This window comes from Pseudomonas sp. MYb193 (genome assembly GCF_002966775.1).
GTDB classification, from domain to species: domain Bacteria; phylum Pseudomonadota; class Gammaproteobacteria; order Pseudomonadales; family Pseudomonadaceae; genus Aquipseudomonas; species Aquipseudomonas paracarnis.
The window spans coordinates 2,139,197-2,152,551 of sequence record NZ_CP023269.1 but is presented as its reverse complement, the minus strand read 5'-3'; the positions used below and the strand labels follow the sequence as shown (position 1 = coordinate 2,152,551).

Sequence of the window (13,355 nt, the reverse complement as noted above, 5' to 3'; positions counted from 1 at the left end):
CCCTCCGATCAAGACCCTCATTCATATGTCGAAGAAGTCACGCTCCAAACTCTGGTTTCTCGTTCATAGCTGGCTGGCGTTGCCCATCTGGTTCTTTGTACTGATCGTCTGCGTCACCGGCACCCTGGCCGTGGTGAGCCAGGAAATCGTGTGGCTGGCCAACCCGGATATCCGCGCCAGCAAGCCGTCGGATGAAGCCCAGCCGTTGAGCTTTGACCAGGTGATCGCGGCCATCAAGCGCGATGAACCCAAGGCTATCGTCCAGTCCATCATCCGCCCGGATGAGTCGCACTTCGCGCTAAGCGTTGGCCTCAGCTACCCGGATGGGCGCTCCGTGGAGGTGTATGCCAACCCCTATACCGGAGCGATCCAAGGCATCAGCCCCTCGTTCAACTTCCAGCAATTCACTCGTGCCCTGCACGGCTGGTGGCTAGTGCCGTTCACCAATGGGTACAGTTGGGGCTGGTACCTGGTGTCCGCGTTGGGCTTGCCGCTGCTCGCCTCGCTGATCACCGGGCTGGTGGTGTACAAGCGCTTCTGGAAAGGCTTCCTGCGCCCTACCCTGCGCATCCGCCACGGCGCGCGAATCTTCTGGGGCGACTTTCACCGCCTGAGCGGCATCTGGTCGATCTGGTTTATCGCGGTCATTTCTATCACCGGCACCTGGTTCCTGATCGAGGCTGTCCTGGGTGACAACCAGATATCCATTTCCAGTGAACCCATCGTGCCAGTGATCGCACGGGATAAGGTGCCGCTGTCGGCGCCGGGCGTGCCGGCACCGATGATCCCTATCGACAAGGCGATCGACATCGCCGCCGAGCGAATCCCCGGCCTGGATGCCAGCTTTGTATTCATGCCAAGCAACGCCTACAGCCACCTGCAGATCGGCGGGCGTGGCTGGTACCCGTTGATGTTCCAGACCGCACAGCTGAACCCCTATGACGGTGAAATCGCGGTCTCCAACCTGTTGTCCGACCGTACCCCGCTGGAATTCGTCACCGAGTCGATGCGCCCACTGCACACCGGGGACTTTGGCGGTTTGTGGATCAAGCTGATCTGGGCATTCTTCGGCCTGGTGCTGAGCATGATGGTATTGAGCGGCTTACTGATCTGGACCAAGCGCACCGCCCTGGCCACCCTCAACGCCCTCAAGCGCGAGGCCAAGACGCAACGTCAGCACGCGCCCATCCCGGCCATGCACGCCGACACCTCGGAGGCCCAGCGATGAGCAAGGTCGCAACCGTACCCCCGTCCCCGCTGCGCGCCTTTTGGCTGAAATGGCGTTTCCATATCAACATCCTGCTGTTGCTGGTGCCGCTGGGGTTCATGCCCAAATACTTTGCCGACGCCGCGTTGTTTCGCGGGGATACCGGCATCGGCGAGCGCGTGGCCGGGCAAGTGCAAGTCGGCCCCTGGAGCCTGACGCTGGCTGAGTTTCGCAACGAAGGCCCGAGCCCGAACCCGGCTGGCCCGATGAAGTTCTTCAACGCTGCCCTGTGCGATACCTGTGCCGAGCAGGTCAAGGCCACTTACCTGCGTATCGGCAAACCCCGCAGCCTGCGCGCCGCCGGAGTGATCTTCTTCGGCACGCCGTACCGTATGGGCGCCGCCCTGCCGATCCCCGAACGCACCCCGGCGGACGCCGAAATATGGGTGACCATGGAAGGGTGGGACGGCAGCATGCACCAGGGTTCCATCCCGCTGAGCCAGGCCTCGCCTGCCACCATTGCCTGGCTGAACAAGCAAGGAGTCAAACCATGACGTTCAAGCGCTTCACCCGCGCCGCGCTGTTGCTGTGCGCCGGCCTGAGCACCACCGCCTTTGCCCACAACCCGATGTGCGAATGCAAGGAAATCCCCGGCGAGCAGATCCAGTGCAAAGGCGGCTTCTCCGACGGCAGTGGCGCCCCCGGCGTTACCCTGGATGTGATCGGCTACGACGAAACCATCCTGGTGCCGGGCAAGCTCGGCGAGGATTCGACCCTGACTTTCAAGAAGCCCGCCGCCGAGTTCTACGTGCTCTTCGATGCCGGCCCCGGCCACGTGGTGGAAATCGACCAAGCGGATATCCCGTCGCAATGAGTACCACACAGGTTGTACGCCCCGCGGGCGCGGGCCACGAAACCCTTTATGTGTTGCTGTTGTGTCTGATCATCCTCGCTGTGGCGGGCACGGTCGTGGCGCTGCATGGGGAAACCCAGGAAGTCGCGGCGGTGCCAAGCCATCAATTGGACGCCCGCCGCGACCTGAGCGCGGCCGAGCAAGGCATCTACGCCGACCTGCGGGTGACCCTGGATGAAATCCACCTGTTGCAGCAGGAACACAGCGCCCTGCCGACGCCTGAGCAACTGGCCGAAGAAGGCTTCGCTCCCTTTGCCCAGGACGCTAGCTCAGTAAGCCGCGGCGGCCACCGCTGGCAGTTGCTGGCACCGGCTGCCTACCTGGGCTTGAGCCAGGCGCCGGCCACCAGCGGTTCGCTGCTGATGCGCGTGCAAGGCAGTGAGCCGGATATCTGGCTCAACCGCAGCGCCAACCTTGCCGCCCCATCCGACCTCACTGACCAGGCGCTGATCGCGGCCGGCTGGCAGCAGGTGGTCGCGCAATTCGATGCCGGCGTTACCCGCCAGCACCGTCACTGAACGAGAAGACCGATTGCCCATGTCTATGTCATCGCCCCTGTTGCGCCTGTTGCTGGTTGGCCTGTTCAGCCTGATGCTCGCCCCCCTTGCCAATGCCGAGGCGGCCAAGCGCCTGCGTATCGGCATTACCTTGCACCCCTATTACAGCTATGTAGCCAATATCGTGGGCGACAAGGCCGAAGTGGTGCCGCTGATTCCCGCCGGTTTCAACCCCCACGCCTACGAGCCGCGCGCCGAAGACATCAAGCGCATCGGCACCCTGGATGTGATCGTGCTCAACGGCGTCGGCCATGACGACTTCGCCGACCGCATGATCGCCACCAGCGAGCGCCCGGACATCCCGGTGATCGAAGCCAACGCCAACGTGCCGCTGCTCGCCGCTACCGGTAACGCGGCACGCGGTGCGGGCAAGGTGGTCAACCCGCACACCTTCCTGTCAATCAGCGCGTCGATTGCCCAGGTCAATAACATTGCCCGTGAGTTGGGCAAGCTCGACCCGGACAACGCCAAAACCTACACCCAGAACGCCCGCGCCTACGGCAAGCGCCTGCGTCAGATGCGCGCCGACGCCCTGGCCAAGCTGACCAGCGCGCCCAACCCGGACCTGCGCGTCGCCACCGTACACGCGGCCTACGACTACCTGTTGCGCGAGTTTGGCCTGGAGGTCACCGCCGTGGTCGAACCGGCCCACGGTATCGAACCAAGCCCCAGCCAGCTGAAAAAGACCATCGATGAACTGCGTGCTCTGGATGTGAAAGTGATCTTCTCGGAGATGGATTTCCCGTCCACCTACGTCGATACCATCCAGCGTGAATCCGGGGTCAAGCTGTACCCGCTGTCGCATATTTCCTACGGCGAATACAGCGCCGAGAAGTACGAAGTGGAGATGACCGGCAACCTCAACACCGTAGTACGGGCGATTCAGGAGTCGGGAGCATGACCGCCGCACAGCAACTGAACCCCGTCAGCGTCGGCCCCACCCTGAACTTCGACCAGGTCTCGCTGACCCTGGGGCGCACCGTGATCCTTGATGGCGTGAGTTTCCAGGTACAACCGGGCAGCATCCATGCGCTGGTCGGCCCCAACGGCGGCGGCAAAAGCTCGCTGATCAAGACCCTGTTGGGGCAGACGCCGCACCAGGGGCGTTTGAGCCTGGAATGGCCAACCACACCCGGCACCATCGGTTACGTGCCCCAGGCGCTGGAATTTGACCGGGGCTTGCCGATGACTGTGGACGATTTCATGGCTGCCATGTGCCAGCGTCGCCCGGCGTTTCTGGGCCTGTCCAGGCATTACGCAGCAGCGATTGGCGATGCCCTTGAGCGCGTCGGCATGCAAGACAAGCGCAAGCGCCGCATGGGCGCGTTGTCCGGCGGTGAGCGCCAGCGCGTACTGCTGGCCCAGGGGCTGATTCCGGCGCCGCAGTTGCTGGTGCTGGATGAGCCGATGTCGGCCCTCGACGAGGCGGGTATCCAGGTGTTCGAACGGCTACTGAACGACTGGCGCCTGGCTGGGATTACGGTGCTGTGGATCGAGCACGACCTGGAGGCCGTTGGCCGCCTGGCCGACCGCGTCACCGGTCTGAACCGCCGCGTGCTGTTCGACGCCATACCGAAAGAGGCGCTGACCCCGGACCGCCTGCTCACTCTGTTCTCCACCCACCCTCGGAGCCCGGCGCCATGAGTTATGAAGCCTTTCGCTTGATGGTCCAGGGCTGGGCCTCTTCCGGTTACCTGCCAGAAGCCCTGGCCTACGGGTTTGTGGTCAACGCCCTGCTCGCCGGCTTGTTGATCGGCCCGGTACTCGGCGGCCTGGGCACGCTGGTGGTGGTCAAGCGCTTTGCGTTTTTCTCCGAAGCGGTCGGCCATGCCGCGCTGACCGGCGTGGCCGTGGGCATCCTGCTGGGCGAACCCTATACCGGGCCTTATGGCAGCCTGTTTGGCTACTGCCTGCTGTTCGGCATCCTGCTCAATTACCTGCGTAACCGCACCGGCCTGGCGCCCGATACCTTGATCGGCGTGTTCCTGTCCGTGTCCCTGGCACTGGGGGCAAGCCTGCTGCTGATCCTGGCCGGCAAGATCAACGTGCACATTCTCGAGAACGTGCTGTTTGGCTCAGTGCTGACGGTCAACGGCAACGATCTGCTGGTACTGGCCATTGTCGGCTCGCTGGTGATGGCCCTGGCATTGCCGCTGTACAACCGCATCATGCTGGCCAGTTTCAACCCGCAATTGGCGGCAGTGCGCGGGGTGGCGGTGAAAAGCCTGGACTACCTGTTCGTGATCCTGGTGACCCTGATCACCGTGGCCGCGGTCAAGGTCATCGGCGCAATCCTGGTCGGCGCCTTACTGGTGATTCCTGCCGCTGCGGCGCGCCTGTTGAGCCAGTCACTCAAAGGGTTTTTCTGGATCTCGGTGTTGATCGCTACCGTCAGCACCCTGTGCGGCATCCTGCTGCCGATCATCTTCGACCTGCCCATCCCATCCGGCGCCGCCATCATTCTGGTTGCCGGTATCGCCTTCGCCTTCGCCGCCATCGCCCGTGGCGTTGTGCCCAGCCTCAAAGGGAATCTTGGATAATGCGCCCTGTCTTTCGCCCACTGGCCCTGGCCATCGCTTGCTTGATGAGTACGTCGGCGCTGGCCGTCGACGGTTTCGACGCCAAGGACTTCAAAGTCAACCAGGGCCTCGGTCACGCATCCCTGACCAAGACCAAGCAGCCGGTCAAGGTGCTGGCCTCGCTGCCGATTACCTACGGCTTGGCCGAGGCACTGCTCAAAGGCACCAACGTAGCGCTTGAACGCGCCGCGCCGGCTAATCTGCCGGGTTCGCGGCAGGTGTCCTACTTCACCGGCCGCGGTGCTGCGGCATTGAACAAGTTGGCGCTGGACGCCGACGCGGCCATCGGCCTGCGCTCGCTGTGGGCCGATGACCCGCTGTACCCCGTGGCGCGGCGCAGCAATATCCGCATCGTCGAAGTCGATGCCGCACGCCCGGTGGACGGCGGCTTGCCGGGTATCGCAGTACAACCGGGTGTCCCCGACGGTTTGAACAGCCAACCCTGGCAATCGAGCAACAATATGGGGCGCATGGCCGACGTGATGGCCGCCGACCTGAGCCGCCTGGCCCCGGCTGCCAAACCCAGGATCGACGCTAACCTGGCCGCGCTCAAACAGCGTTTACTCAAGCTCACCGCCGACAGCGAGGCGCGCTTGGCCAAGGCCGACAACCTGAGTGTGTTCAGCTTGAGCGATCACTTCGCGTACCTGGTCAGCAGCTTGAACCTGGAAGTGCTCGGCACCGATGCACGGCCCGATGCCGAGTGGACGCCCGAGGCGCTGCAAAAACTCAGCAACACGTTGAAGGACAACGATGTGGCCGTGGTGCTGCATCACCGTCAACCCAGCGATGCAGTCAAAACCGCCATCACTGCCGGCGGCTCCAGACTGTTGGTATTGAATGTGGACGGTGCCGACCCGGTGACGGAGTTGGAAACCAATGTGGACCAAGTGATCAAGGCACTTACGCCCTAGGCAAACCACCGATCCGTCAGGGATAAACTCGGTTCAATGTGGGAGCTGGCTTGCCTGCGATGCGGGCGCCTCGGTTTGTCAGGCCTACCGCGTCGATGCCATCGCAGGCAAGCCAGCTCCCACATGGGTTCGCGGTGCACCAGCCGCTACACCACATCCACACCCACATGAATCGCATCATGCCGCCAGAACTCCAGGTCGCAGTCGATCAGGCGTTGATGCTGGTCGTAATTGACCCGGGCGATGCGCAAGCCCGGGCTGCCTACCGAGACGCGCAGCGCAGCGGCCGCTTCCACCGGCAGTGAGGTCGGCACAATCTCGAAACGCACCCGCCCGTAGTGCAAGTCATATTTGCTGGCATACAGCTCAGTCATCGACTGATTCAAATCACACGCCAGGATCCCCGGAAAATACTGCGGGTTCAGATAGTGCTCGACATACAACACCAGGCGCCCGTCAATCCTGCGCCCCCGGCAAATCTGGATCACGCTCGACAACGCCGGCAACTGCAACCACGCGCACACCGCCGCCGACGCCGGTTGCAAGCGTGCGGAAATGACCTGCGTGGAAGCCTCACGCCCCTGGTCGCTGACCATCGCGTGAAAATGGCTGCGCTGCATCAGGTTATAAGCCAGCCGTGGCGGTGAGACGAACCAACCCCGACGCTCTTCGCGGTAGATCTGCCCTTGGGCCTCGAGCTGTAACAAGGCTTCCCGCACGGTAATCCGAGTGGTACCAAACAACTCGCTGAGCTTGCGTTCGGCGGGCAGTTTGCTGGCAGGCGGCAACAGGCCATGGTCGATCTGCTCCTGCAGCGCCAGGCCGATGGAAGTTACCGCCTTGATTGCCTCATCACGCATCAACGTTACCTATCTGGACTAGACCAGCACCGTTCAGGTGCACAAAACGCGCTCTATCTGGGCTTTTGCTGCTGTGTGCCAGCCTAGGCACTCCACATGACCGACAGATGACAAAGGCTGTCGACTGCCTCTACCACCCCCTGCAATACATCGGCCAAGTCCAGGGCCTGCGGGCACTTGGGCATGGTCTACGCTAAGTCGGAGCTGAGCGACATCAGCGTTTCAAAAACGACACCGACATGAAACTGTCATCCAGGGGGCCTAGATTGGCTCAGGTATTGCTGACCTAGACCAAACCACCGCTAACGTTCAGATAAAACGCCGCGTTGAAAACGCCCAAAGGAGCTTCGGATGAAACAGCTTTTCCTGGCATCACTGTTAGGCTCGACCATTGCCATGTGCACCGCCGCCATGGCTGCTGATACCGATCTAAAAACCTTGGAAGCCGCCGCCAAAGCGGAAGGCGCCGTCAACAGCGTCGGCATGCCCGATGACTGGGCCAACTGGAAAGGCACCTGGGAAGACCTGGCCAAGACCTACGGCCTCAAGCACATCGACACCGACATGAGCTCGGCCCAGGAAATCGCCAAGTTCAAAGCCGAAAAAGATAACGCCAGCGCCGACATCGGTGACGTGGGCGCAGCCTTCGGCCCGATCGCGGTGAAACAGGAAGTCACCCAGCCGTACAAACCGTCCACCTGGGCGCAGGTGCCGGATTGGGCGAAAGACAAGGACGGTCACTGGGCCCTGGCCTACACCGGCACCATCGCCTTTATCGTCAACAAGAAGCTGCTGCACGGCTCCGAAGTGCCCACCACCTGGGCTGACCTGCAAACCGGTAAATACAAGGTCTCGGTGGGTGACGTGAGCACCGCCGCCCAGGCTTCGAACGCAGTACTCGCCGCAGCCATCGCCAACAAAGGCGACGAGAAAAACATCGCGCCGGGCCTGCAATTCTTCACCAAGATCGCCCAGCAAGGTCGCCTCTCGCTGTCCAATCCGACCATCGCCACCATGGAAAAAGGCGAAGTCGAAGTGGGTCTCGTCTGGGACTTCAACGGCCTGAGCTACAAGGCCAAGATGGCCAACCCCGATGACTACGTGGTGCTGATCCCCTCGGATGGCTCGGTGAAATCCGGCTACACCACCATCATCAACAAATACGCCAAGCACCCGAACGCCGCCAAGCTCACCCGCGAATATATCTTCAGCGATGCCGGCCAGCTCAACCTGGCACGCGGCAATGCGCGTCCGATCCGGGCTGAAACCGACTTGAAACTGCCGGCAGACGTTGCCAAAAACCTGATTCCTGGCGAGCAGTACACCAAGGCCAACCCGCAGCCGATCAAGGATGCCGATGCCTGGGAAGCGACGTCCAAGAAGCTGCCACAGATGTGGAACGAGCAGGTCATCGTAGAAATGAAGTAATCGGTCTCTCTGATCCAAAGGCGGTCAGTGTGGGAGCTGGCTTGCTGTGGCGAGGGAGCTTGCTCCCGCTCGACAGCGTAGCTGGAGCCGGCTTTTTGGGGGTGGTCCGCACCCCAGCGCAAGCAAGCTTGCTCGCCACAACAAGCCAGCTCCCACATTTGATCCCATTCCAAGTTGATACTGAGCCATACCCTCTGTTGCGGAGCCCCAGCCCCCATGAAGCACAATGTCATCCTTGTGGTGCTCGACGGCCTCAACTTCGAGGTTGCGCGGCACGCCATGGGGCACTTGCAGGCCTACGTCGGCGCAGGACGCGCAGCCCTCTACACACTGGAATGTGAACTGCCTGCCCTGTCCCGCCCGTTGTATGAATGCATCCTAACCGGCGTGCCGCCGATCCAAAGCGGTATCGTGCACAACAACGTCTCGCGCCTGTCCACCCAGCGCAGCATTTTCCATTACGCCACCGACGCCGGCTTGAGCACCGCTGCGGCGGCTTACCATTGGGTCAGCGAGTTGTATAACCGCACGCCCTTTCTCGCCGCCCGCGATCGTCATACCGACGACAAGGCCCTGGCGATCCAGCACGGGCATTTCTACTGGAATGACCACTACCCCGATTCCCACCTGTTCGCCGACGCCGAAAGCCTGCGGCTCAAGCACGCGCCAAACTTTTTGCTGGTGCACCCGATGAACATCGACGACGCCGGCCACAAGCATGGCCTCGACACTGCGCAATACCGCAACAGCGCGCGTTCGGCTGACATTATCCTGGCCGACTACCTGCAAGGCTGGCTCGATGCCGGTTACCAGATACTGGTCACCGCCGACCATGGCATGAACAACGACCGCTCCCACAACGGCCTGTTGCGCGAAGAACGGGAAGTGCCACTGTTTGTCATCGGTGACGCCTTCAGCCTGGACACCGACGCCGTGCCTAAACAGACCGACCTGTGCGGCACCGTCTGCGAACTGCTCGGCGTGCCCCACGACAAACCTGTGTGCCGGGAGCTGCTCAAGTGAATGCACTGACCCGCGGCAAATGGCTGGCCCTGTTATGCCTGCTGCCCTTCGCACTGTTCTTTATCGTGTTCGAGATCGCACCGCTGGTGTGGGTGCTGATCAGCAGCCTGCAAACCGAAGAGGCCGGCTGGAGCCTGGAAAACTTCACCCGCATCTTCACCTCGAAGTTCTACCGGCAGGCCATCCAGTTCAGCCTGGAGATCAGTTTCTACTCCAGCATCTTCGGCATCATCATCGCCACCCTGGGCAGCTACTCACTGCGCCGGGTGGATTCGCCGTTGCGCAACTTCGTCACCGCGTTCGCCAACATGACCAGCAACTTCGCCGGAGTCCCGCTGGCCTTCGCGTTCATCATCCTGCTGGGGTTCAACGGCAGCATCACCCTCATGCTCAAGCAGGCCGGGATCATCGAGGACTTCAACCTGTACTCGAAAACCGGCTTGATCATCCTCTATACCTACTTCCAGATTCCCCTCGGCGTACTGCTGCTCTACCCGGCCTTTGACGCATTGCGCGAAGACTGGCGTGAATCGGCCGCCCTGCTCGGTGCGAATGGCTGGCAGTTCTGGCGACATATCGGCCTGCCGGTGCTCACCCCGGCCCTGCTCGGAACCTTTGTGATCCTGCTGGCCAATGCTCTCGGCGCCTACGCCACGGTCTATGCGCTTACTACCGGCAACTTCAACGTGCTGCCGATTCGCATTGCCGGCCTGGTCTCCGGCGATGTGTCGCTGGACCCGAACATGGCCAGCGCCCTGGCCGTGGTGCTGGTGGCGCTGATGACCGTGGTCACGGTGGTGCATCAACTGCTGCTCAAGAGGAGCTACCATGTCTCGCGCTGAAGCCGGTACGGCCTCCCTCTACCATCGGGTGGTGGTGTACCTGTTGTTCCTGATCCTGGTGCTGCCGCTGGTGGGCACTTTTGTCTACTCGATTTCCAGCAGTTGGTCGGCAACCATCCTGCCCGCCGGCTTCAGCGTGAAATGGTATGTACAGCTGTGGAGCGACCCGCGCTTTCTGATGGCCTTCGGGCAATCGTTGCTGGTCTGCGTGGGCGCACTTATCCTCTCGGTGGTGTTGATCTTGCCGCTGCTGTTCGTGGTGCATTACCACTTTCCCAAGCTCGACGCGCTGATGAACATCCTGATCCTGCTGCCCTTTGCGGTGCCGCCGGTGGTGTCCTCGGTAGGCTTGCTGCAACTGTACGGTTCCGGGCCGCTGGCGATGGTGGGCACGCCGTGGATTTTGATCGGCTGCTACTTCACCGTCGCGCTGCCGTTCATGTACCGCGCGATCACCAACAACCTGCAAGCCATCAACCTGCGCGACCTGATGGACGCTTCGCAACTGCTCGGCGCCAGCACCTGGCAGGCCGCGATCCTGGTGGTGCTGCCCAACCTGCGCAAGGGCCTGATGGTGGCGCTGCTGTTGTCGTTCTCGTTCCTGTTTGGCGAGTTCGTGTTCGCCAACATCCTCGTCGGCACCCGCTACGAAACCCTGCAGGTGTACCTCAACAACATGCGCAACAGCAGTGGCCATTTCACCAGTGCCGTGGTGATCTCCTATTTCTTCTTCGTGCTGGTACTGACCTGGGCCGCCACTCTCTTGAACAAGGACAAAAGCCAATGAGCTTCGTCAGCGTCCAACACCTGCAAAAAGGCTACGCCGGCACCCCGGTGTTCAGCGATATCAATTGCGAGGTCGCCAAAGGCGAGTTCGTCACCCTGCTCGGCCCGTCCGGTTGCGGCAAATCCACCCTGCTGCGCTGCATCGCCGGGCTTACGCCGGTGGACAGTGGCCAAATCCTCCTGGATGGCCAGGACATCGTGCCCCTGAGCCCACAGAAGCGCCAGATCGGCATGGTGTTCCAGAGCTACGCGCTGTTCCCCAACATGACTGTGGAACAGAACGTTGCCTTCGGCCTGCGCATGCAAAAGGTCAACGCCGACGACAGTCACAAGCGCGTGCAAGAAGTGCTGCAACTGGTGGAACTCAAGGACCTGGCCGGCCGCTATCCGCACCAGATGTCCGGTGGCCAGTGCCAGCGCGTCGCCCTCGCCCGCTCCTTGGTGACCCGCCCGCGCCTGCTGTTGCTGGATGAACCGCTGTCGGCATTGGATGCACGTATTCGCAAGCACTTGCGCGAGCAGATCCGCCAGATCCAGCGTGAGCTGGGGCTGACCACGATCTTTGTGACACATGACCAGGAAGAAGCGCTGACCATGTCCGACCGCATCTTTTTGATGAACCAGGGCAAGATCGTGCAGAGCGGCGATGCCGAAACCCTCTATACCGCGCCGGTGGATGTGTTCGCTGCTGGGTTTATCGGCAACTACAACCTGCTCGATGCCGACAAGGCCAGCCAGCTGCTGCAGCGACCGATCAGCGGGCGCATCGCGATTCGCCCCGAGGCCATCGAGTTGAGCCGCAGCGGCGAGCTCGATGCGTTGGTGCGTAGCCACAGCCTGCTGGGTAACGTGATTCGCTACCGCATCGAAGCCCGTGGTGTCGAGCTGGTGGTGGACGTGCTCAATCGTTCGGCCGACGACCTGCATCCGGACGGCCAACGCCTGGCACTTTCCATCGACCCCAGCGCACTGTGTGAAGTAGCCTGACAGGCAGCGACCTATTGAGAGAGAGCATCACCGATGGCATTGGTAATTTTTGATCTGGACGACACCTTGATCCACGGCGACTGCGCCACGCTGTGGAGCGAACAGATGGGCCGCCTCGGCTGGGTAGACCCTGAGTCATTCATGCGCAGGAACAACGAGCTGATGGATGCCTACAGCCAGGGCAAGCTGTTGATGGAAGATTTCATGGATTTCAGCCTGGAGCCGATGATCGGCCGAACCCCGGAAGAAATCGAGCACCTGGTGGAGCCGTGGGTCGAGGACGTGATCGAGCCGCTGATCTACAGCGACGCCACCAAGACCATCGCCCGCCACCGCGCGAACGGTGACCGGATCCTGGTGATTTCCGCTTCGGGCACTCACCTGGTCACGCCGATTGCTGCGCGTATCGGTATCGAGGAAGTGCTGGGGATTAACCTGAGCGTCAGCCATGGGGTATACGACGGCAAGACAGAGGGTGTACTGACTTACCGTGAAGGCAAGATCACGCGGTTGCTGGAATGGCTGGAGCAGGAAGGCGAAACCCTTGAAGGTGCCTATTTCTATTCGGACTCGCGCAATGATTTACCGCTGCTGCTCAAGGTGGATCACCCGCAGGTGGTGAACCCGGACCCGGTGTTGCGCGCCCATGCCGAACAGGCCGGCTGGCCGATCCACCACTGGACCTGAATCAATAGACATCAACCTGTGGGAGCTGGCTTGCCGGCGATAGCCATAGGTATCTACATAACTCTGTTAGCTCAACGGTAACCACGATGCGAAGCGAGCCGCTCTTGATCTGCTTTTGATCTTAGGCGCCCCGTTAAACCACGCTGGCCGGAATTCGACAGGGACTTGGGGGGTAAACCGGCAGGGATGCCGGTTTAGCCGCCCCGCGCCATGGATGGCGCGTGGCGGCGGCCCCCCAAATCACTGGCGGATTACGGGCACACCGAGCCTAAGCGAGGTGCCGAGTGGTGGGGCAAGAGCGTTTTGCTTACTTTGCCGCTTTTGCAAAGTGAGCCGCCGTCAGGGCGGAACCCTAAGTGGCCGTTACCGCAGGAATGGATATGTACACGGTCCAACTGTGTTGACTGTCAGGCCGTCTTCGCAGGCAAGCCAGCTCCCACATTGGATCGCGGGGCATCAGTTATATCTGTGTCGGCTGCCAGGCCGTCACGGGAGCAAGCTCCCTCGCCACAGATTTAGCGTCGTGCCGAAGTTGTGTAGATACCTATGCTGCGATAGCGGTGCAACAGATG

Annotated in this window: 15 protein-coding genes; 14 read left to right on the top strand and 1 reads right to left on the bottom strand. The window is 61.6% G+C overall.

Annotated elements, in window-relative coordinates; translation table 11 throughout:
* Window positions 1-25 precede the first annotated feature (25 nt).
* From CLM72_RS10185 to CLM72_RS10150, 8 genes are read left to right on the top strand one after another with little or no spacing between them, the layout of a single operon-like run.
* A complete protein-coding gene (locus tag CLM72_RS10185) occupies window positions 26-1,228 on the top strand; it encodes a PepSY domain-containing protein (protein WP_105226337.1) in 1,203 nt (400 codons plus the stop codon).
* Window positions 1,225-1,761 (top strand): hypothetical protein, encoded by a 537-nt coding sequence (locus CLM72_RS10180; protein ID WP_019817260.1) that lies wholly within the window; start codon window positions 1,225-1,227, stop codon window positions 1,759-1,761. The genes CLM72_RS10185 and CLM72_RS10180 overlap by 4 nt, the downstream gene beginning before the upstream one ends.
* Window positions 1,758-2,081: a hypothetical protein gene (locus CLM72_RS10175; protein ID WP_020301064.1), complete on the top strand. Its 324-nt coding sequence runs from the start codon at window positions 1,758-1,760 to the stop codon at window positions 2,079-2,081. The genes CLM72_RS10180 and CLM72_RS10175 overlap by 4 nt, the downstream gene beginning before the upstream one ends.
* On the top strand, window positions 2,078-2,638 hold the full coding sequence (locus tag CLM72_RS10170; protein WP_014717807.1) for a DUF6162 family protein: 561 nt from the start codon (window positions 2,078-2,080) through the stop codon (window positions 2,636-2,638). Before CLM72_RS10175 ends, CLM72_RS10170 begins: the two co-directional genes overlap by 4 nt.
* Window positions 2,639-2,657: 19 nt before the next feature.
* Complete coding sequence (locus CLM72_RS10165) at window positions 2,658-3,578, top strand: metal ABC transporter substrate-binding protein (RefSeq protein WP_054897879.1); 921 nt, start codon at window positions 2,658-2,660, stop codon at window positions 3,576-3,578.
* Window positions 3,575-4,321, top strand: a complete 747-nt coding sequence (locus CLM72_RS10160; protein ID WP_105226336.1) for a metal ABC transporter ATP-binding protein — start codon at window positions 3,575-3,577, stop codon at window positions 4,319-4,321. The genes CLM72_RS10165 and CLM72_RS10160 overlap by 4 nt, the downstream gene beginning before the upstream one ends.
* Window positions 4,318-5,217 carry a metal ABC transporter permease gene (locus CLM72_RS10155; RefSeq protein ID WP_003190154.1) on the top strand — a complete coding sequence of 300 codons (900 nt, stop codon included), beginning with the start codon at window positions 4,318-4,320 and terminating at the stop codon, window positions 5,215-5,217. Before CLM72_RS10160 ends, CLM72_RS10155 begins: the two co-directional genes overlap by 4 nt.
* Window positions 5,217-6,170 (top strand): metal ABC transporter solute-binding protein, Zn/Mn family, encoded by a 954-nt coding sequence (locus tag CLM72_RS10150; protein WP_105226335.1) that lies wholly within the window; start codon window positions 5,217-5,219, stop codon window positions 6,168-6,170. The genes CLM72_RS10155 and CLM72_RS10150 overlap by 1 nt, the downstream gene beginning before the upstream one ends.
* 146 nt (window positions 6,171-6,316) lie before the next feature.
* Here CLM72_RS10150 and CLM72_RS10145 read toward each other — a convergent pair whose 3' ends face one another.
* Complete coding sequence (locus tag CLM72_RS10145; protein ID WP_003190151.1) at window positions 6,317-7,030, bottom strand: UTRA domain-containing protein; 714 nt, start codon at window positions 7,028-7,030, stop codon at window positions 6,317-6,319.
* A gap of 351 nt (window positions 7,031-7,381) precedes the next feature.
* Here CLM72_RS10145 and CLM72_RS10140 point away from each other — a divergent pair, with 351 nt between their 5' ends.
* From CLM72_RS10140 to CLM72_RS10115, 6 genes are all read left to right on the top strand, one after another.
* Entirely contained in the window at window positions 7,382-8,458 is a 1,077-nt protein-coding gene (locus CLM72_RS10140; protein ID WP_003190150.1) for an ABC transporter substrate-binding protein, read from the top strand.
* A 216-nt stretch (window positions 8,459-8,674) separates the two neighbouring features.
* The gene (locus CLM72_RS10135; protein WP_105226334.1) at window positions 8,675-9,481 is read left to right on the top strand and encodes an alkaline phosphatase family protein; all 807 of its coding nucleotides are present in this window, start codon (window positions 8,675-8,677) and stop codon (window positions 9,479-9,481) included.
* Entirely contained in the window at window positions 9,478-10,323 is an 846-nt protein-coding gene (locus CLM72_RS10130; protein ID WP_003190145.1) for an ABC transporter permease subunit, read from the top strand. Before CLM72_RS10135 ends, CLM72_RS10130 begins: the two co-directional genes overlap by 4 nt.
* Window positions 10,310-11,110, top strand: a complete 801-nt coding sequence (locus CLM72_RS10125) for an ABC transporter permease (RefSeq protein WP_032892564.1) — start codon at window positions 10,310-10,312, stop codon at window positions 11,108-11,110. Before CLM72_RS10130 ends, CLM72_RS10125 begins: the two co-directional genes overlap by 14 nt.
* Window positions 11,107-12,096, top strand: coding sequence for an ABC transporter ATP-binding protein (locus CLM72_RS10120; protein ID WP_034127242.1), 990 nt, complete (start codon window positions 11,107-11,109; stop codon window positions 12,094-12,096). The genes CLM72_RS10125 and CLM72_RS10120 overlap by 4 nt, the downstream gene beginning before the upstream one ends.
* 33 nt (window positions 12,097-12,129) lie before the next feature.
* Window positions 12,130-12,783, top strand: coding sequence for an HAD family phosphatase (locus CLM72_RS10115; protein WP_034127241.1), 654 nt, complete (start codon window positions 12,130-12,132; stop codon window positions 12,781-12,783).
* Window positions 12,784-13,355: the final 572 nt, after the last annotated feature.

What these genes read in the sequence shown, in the direction of transcription:
- CLM72_RS10160 (WP_105226336.1), top strand. Translation starts at nt 3,575, where the DNA reads ATGACCGCCGCACAGCAACTGAACCCCGTCAGCGTCGGCCCCACCCTG.
- CLM72_RS10125 (WP_032892564.1), top strand. Translation starts at nt 10,310, where the DNA reads ATGTCTCGCGCTGAAGCCGGTACGGCCTCCCTCTACCATCGGGTGGTG.
- CLM72_RS10120 (WP_034127242.1), top strand. Translation starts at nt 11,107, where the DNA reads ATGAGCTTCGTCAGCGTCCAACACCTGCAAAAAGGCTACGCCGGCACC.
- CLM72_RS10150 (WP_105226335.1), top strand. Translation starts at nt 5,217, where the DNA reads ATGCGCCCTGTCTTTCGCCCACTGGCCCTGGCCATCGCTTGCTTGATG.
- CLM72_RS10145 (WP_003190151.1), bottom strand. Translation starts at nt 7,030, where the DNA reads ATGCGTGATGAGGCAATCAAGGCGGTAACTTCCATCGGCCTGGCGCTG.
- CLM72_RS10155 (WP_003190154.1), top strand. Translation starts at nt 4,318, where the DNA reads ATGAGTTATGAAGCCTTTCGCTTGATGGTCCAGGGCTGGGCCTCTTCC.
- CLM72_RS10170 (WP_014717807.1), top strand. Translation starts at nt 2,078, where the DNA reads ATGAGTACCACACAGGTTGTACGCCCCGCGGGCGCGGGCCACGAAACC.
- CLM72_RS10115 (WP_034127241.1), top strand. Translation starts at nt 12,130, where the DNA reads ATGGCATTGGTAATTTTTGATCTGGACGACACCTTGATCCACGGCGAC.
- CLM72_RS10175 (WP_020301064.1), top strand. Translation starts at nt 1,758, where the DNA reads ATGACGTTCAAGCGCTTCACCCGCGCCGCGCTGTTGCTGTGCGCCGGC.
- CLM72_RS10135 (WP_105226334.1), top strand. Translation starts at nt 8,675, where the DNA reads ATGAAGCACAATGTCATCCTTGTGGTGCTCGACGGCCTCAACTTCGAG.
- CLM72_RS10180 (WP_019817260.1), top strand. Translation starts at nt 1,225, where the DNA reads ATGAGCAAGGTCGCAACCGTACCCCCGTCCCCGCTGCGCGCCTTTTGG.
- CLM72_RS10185 (WP_105226337.1), top strand. Translation starts at nt 26, where the DNA reads ATGTCGAAGAAGTCACGCTCCAAACTCTGGTTTCTCGTTCATAGCTGG.
- CLM72_RS10140 (WP_003190150.1), top strand. Translation starts at nt 7,382, where the DNA reads ATGAAACAGCTTTTCCTGGCATCACTGTTAGGCTCGACCATTGCCATG.
- CLM72_RS10165 (WP_054897879.1), top strand. Translation starts at nt 2,658, where the DNA reads ATGTCTATGTCATCGCCCCTGTTGCGCCTGTTGCTGGTTGGCCTGTTC.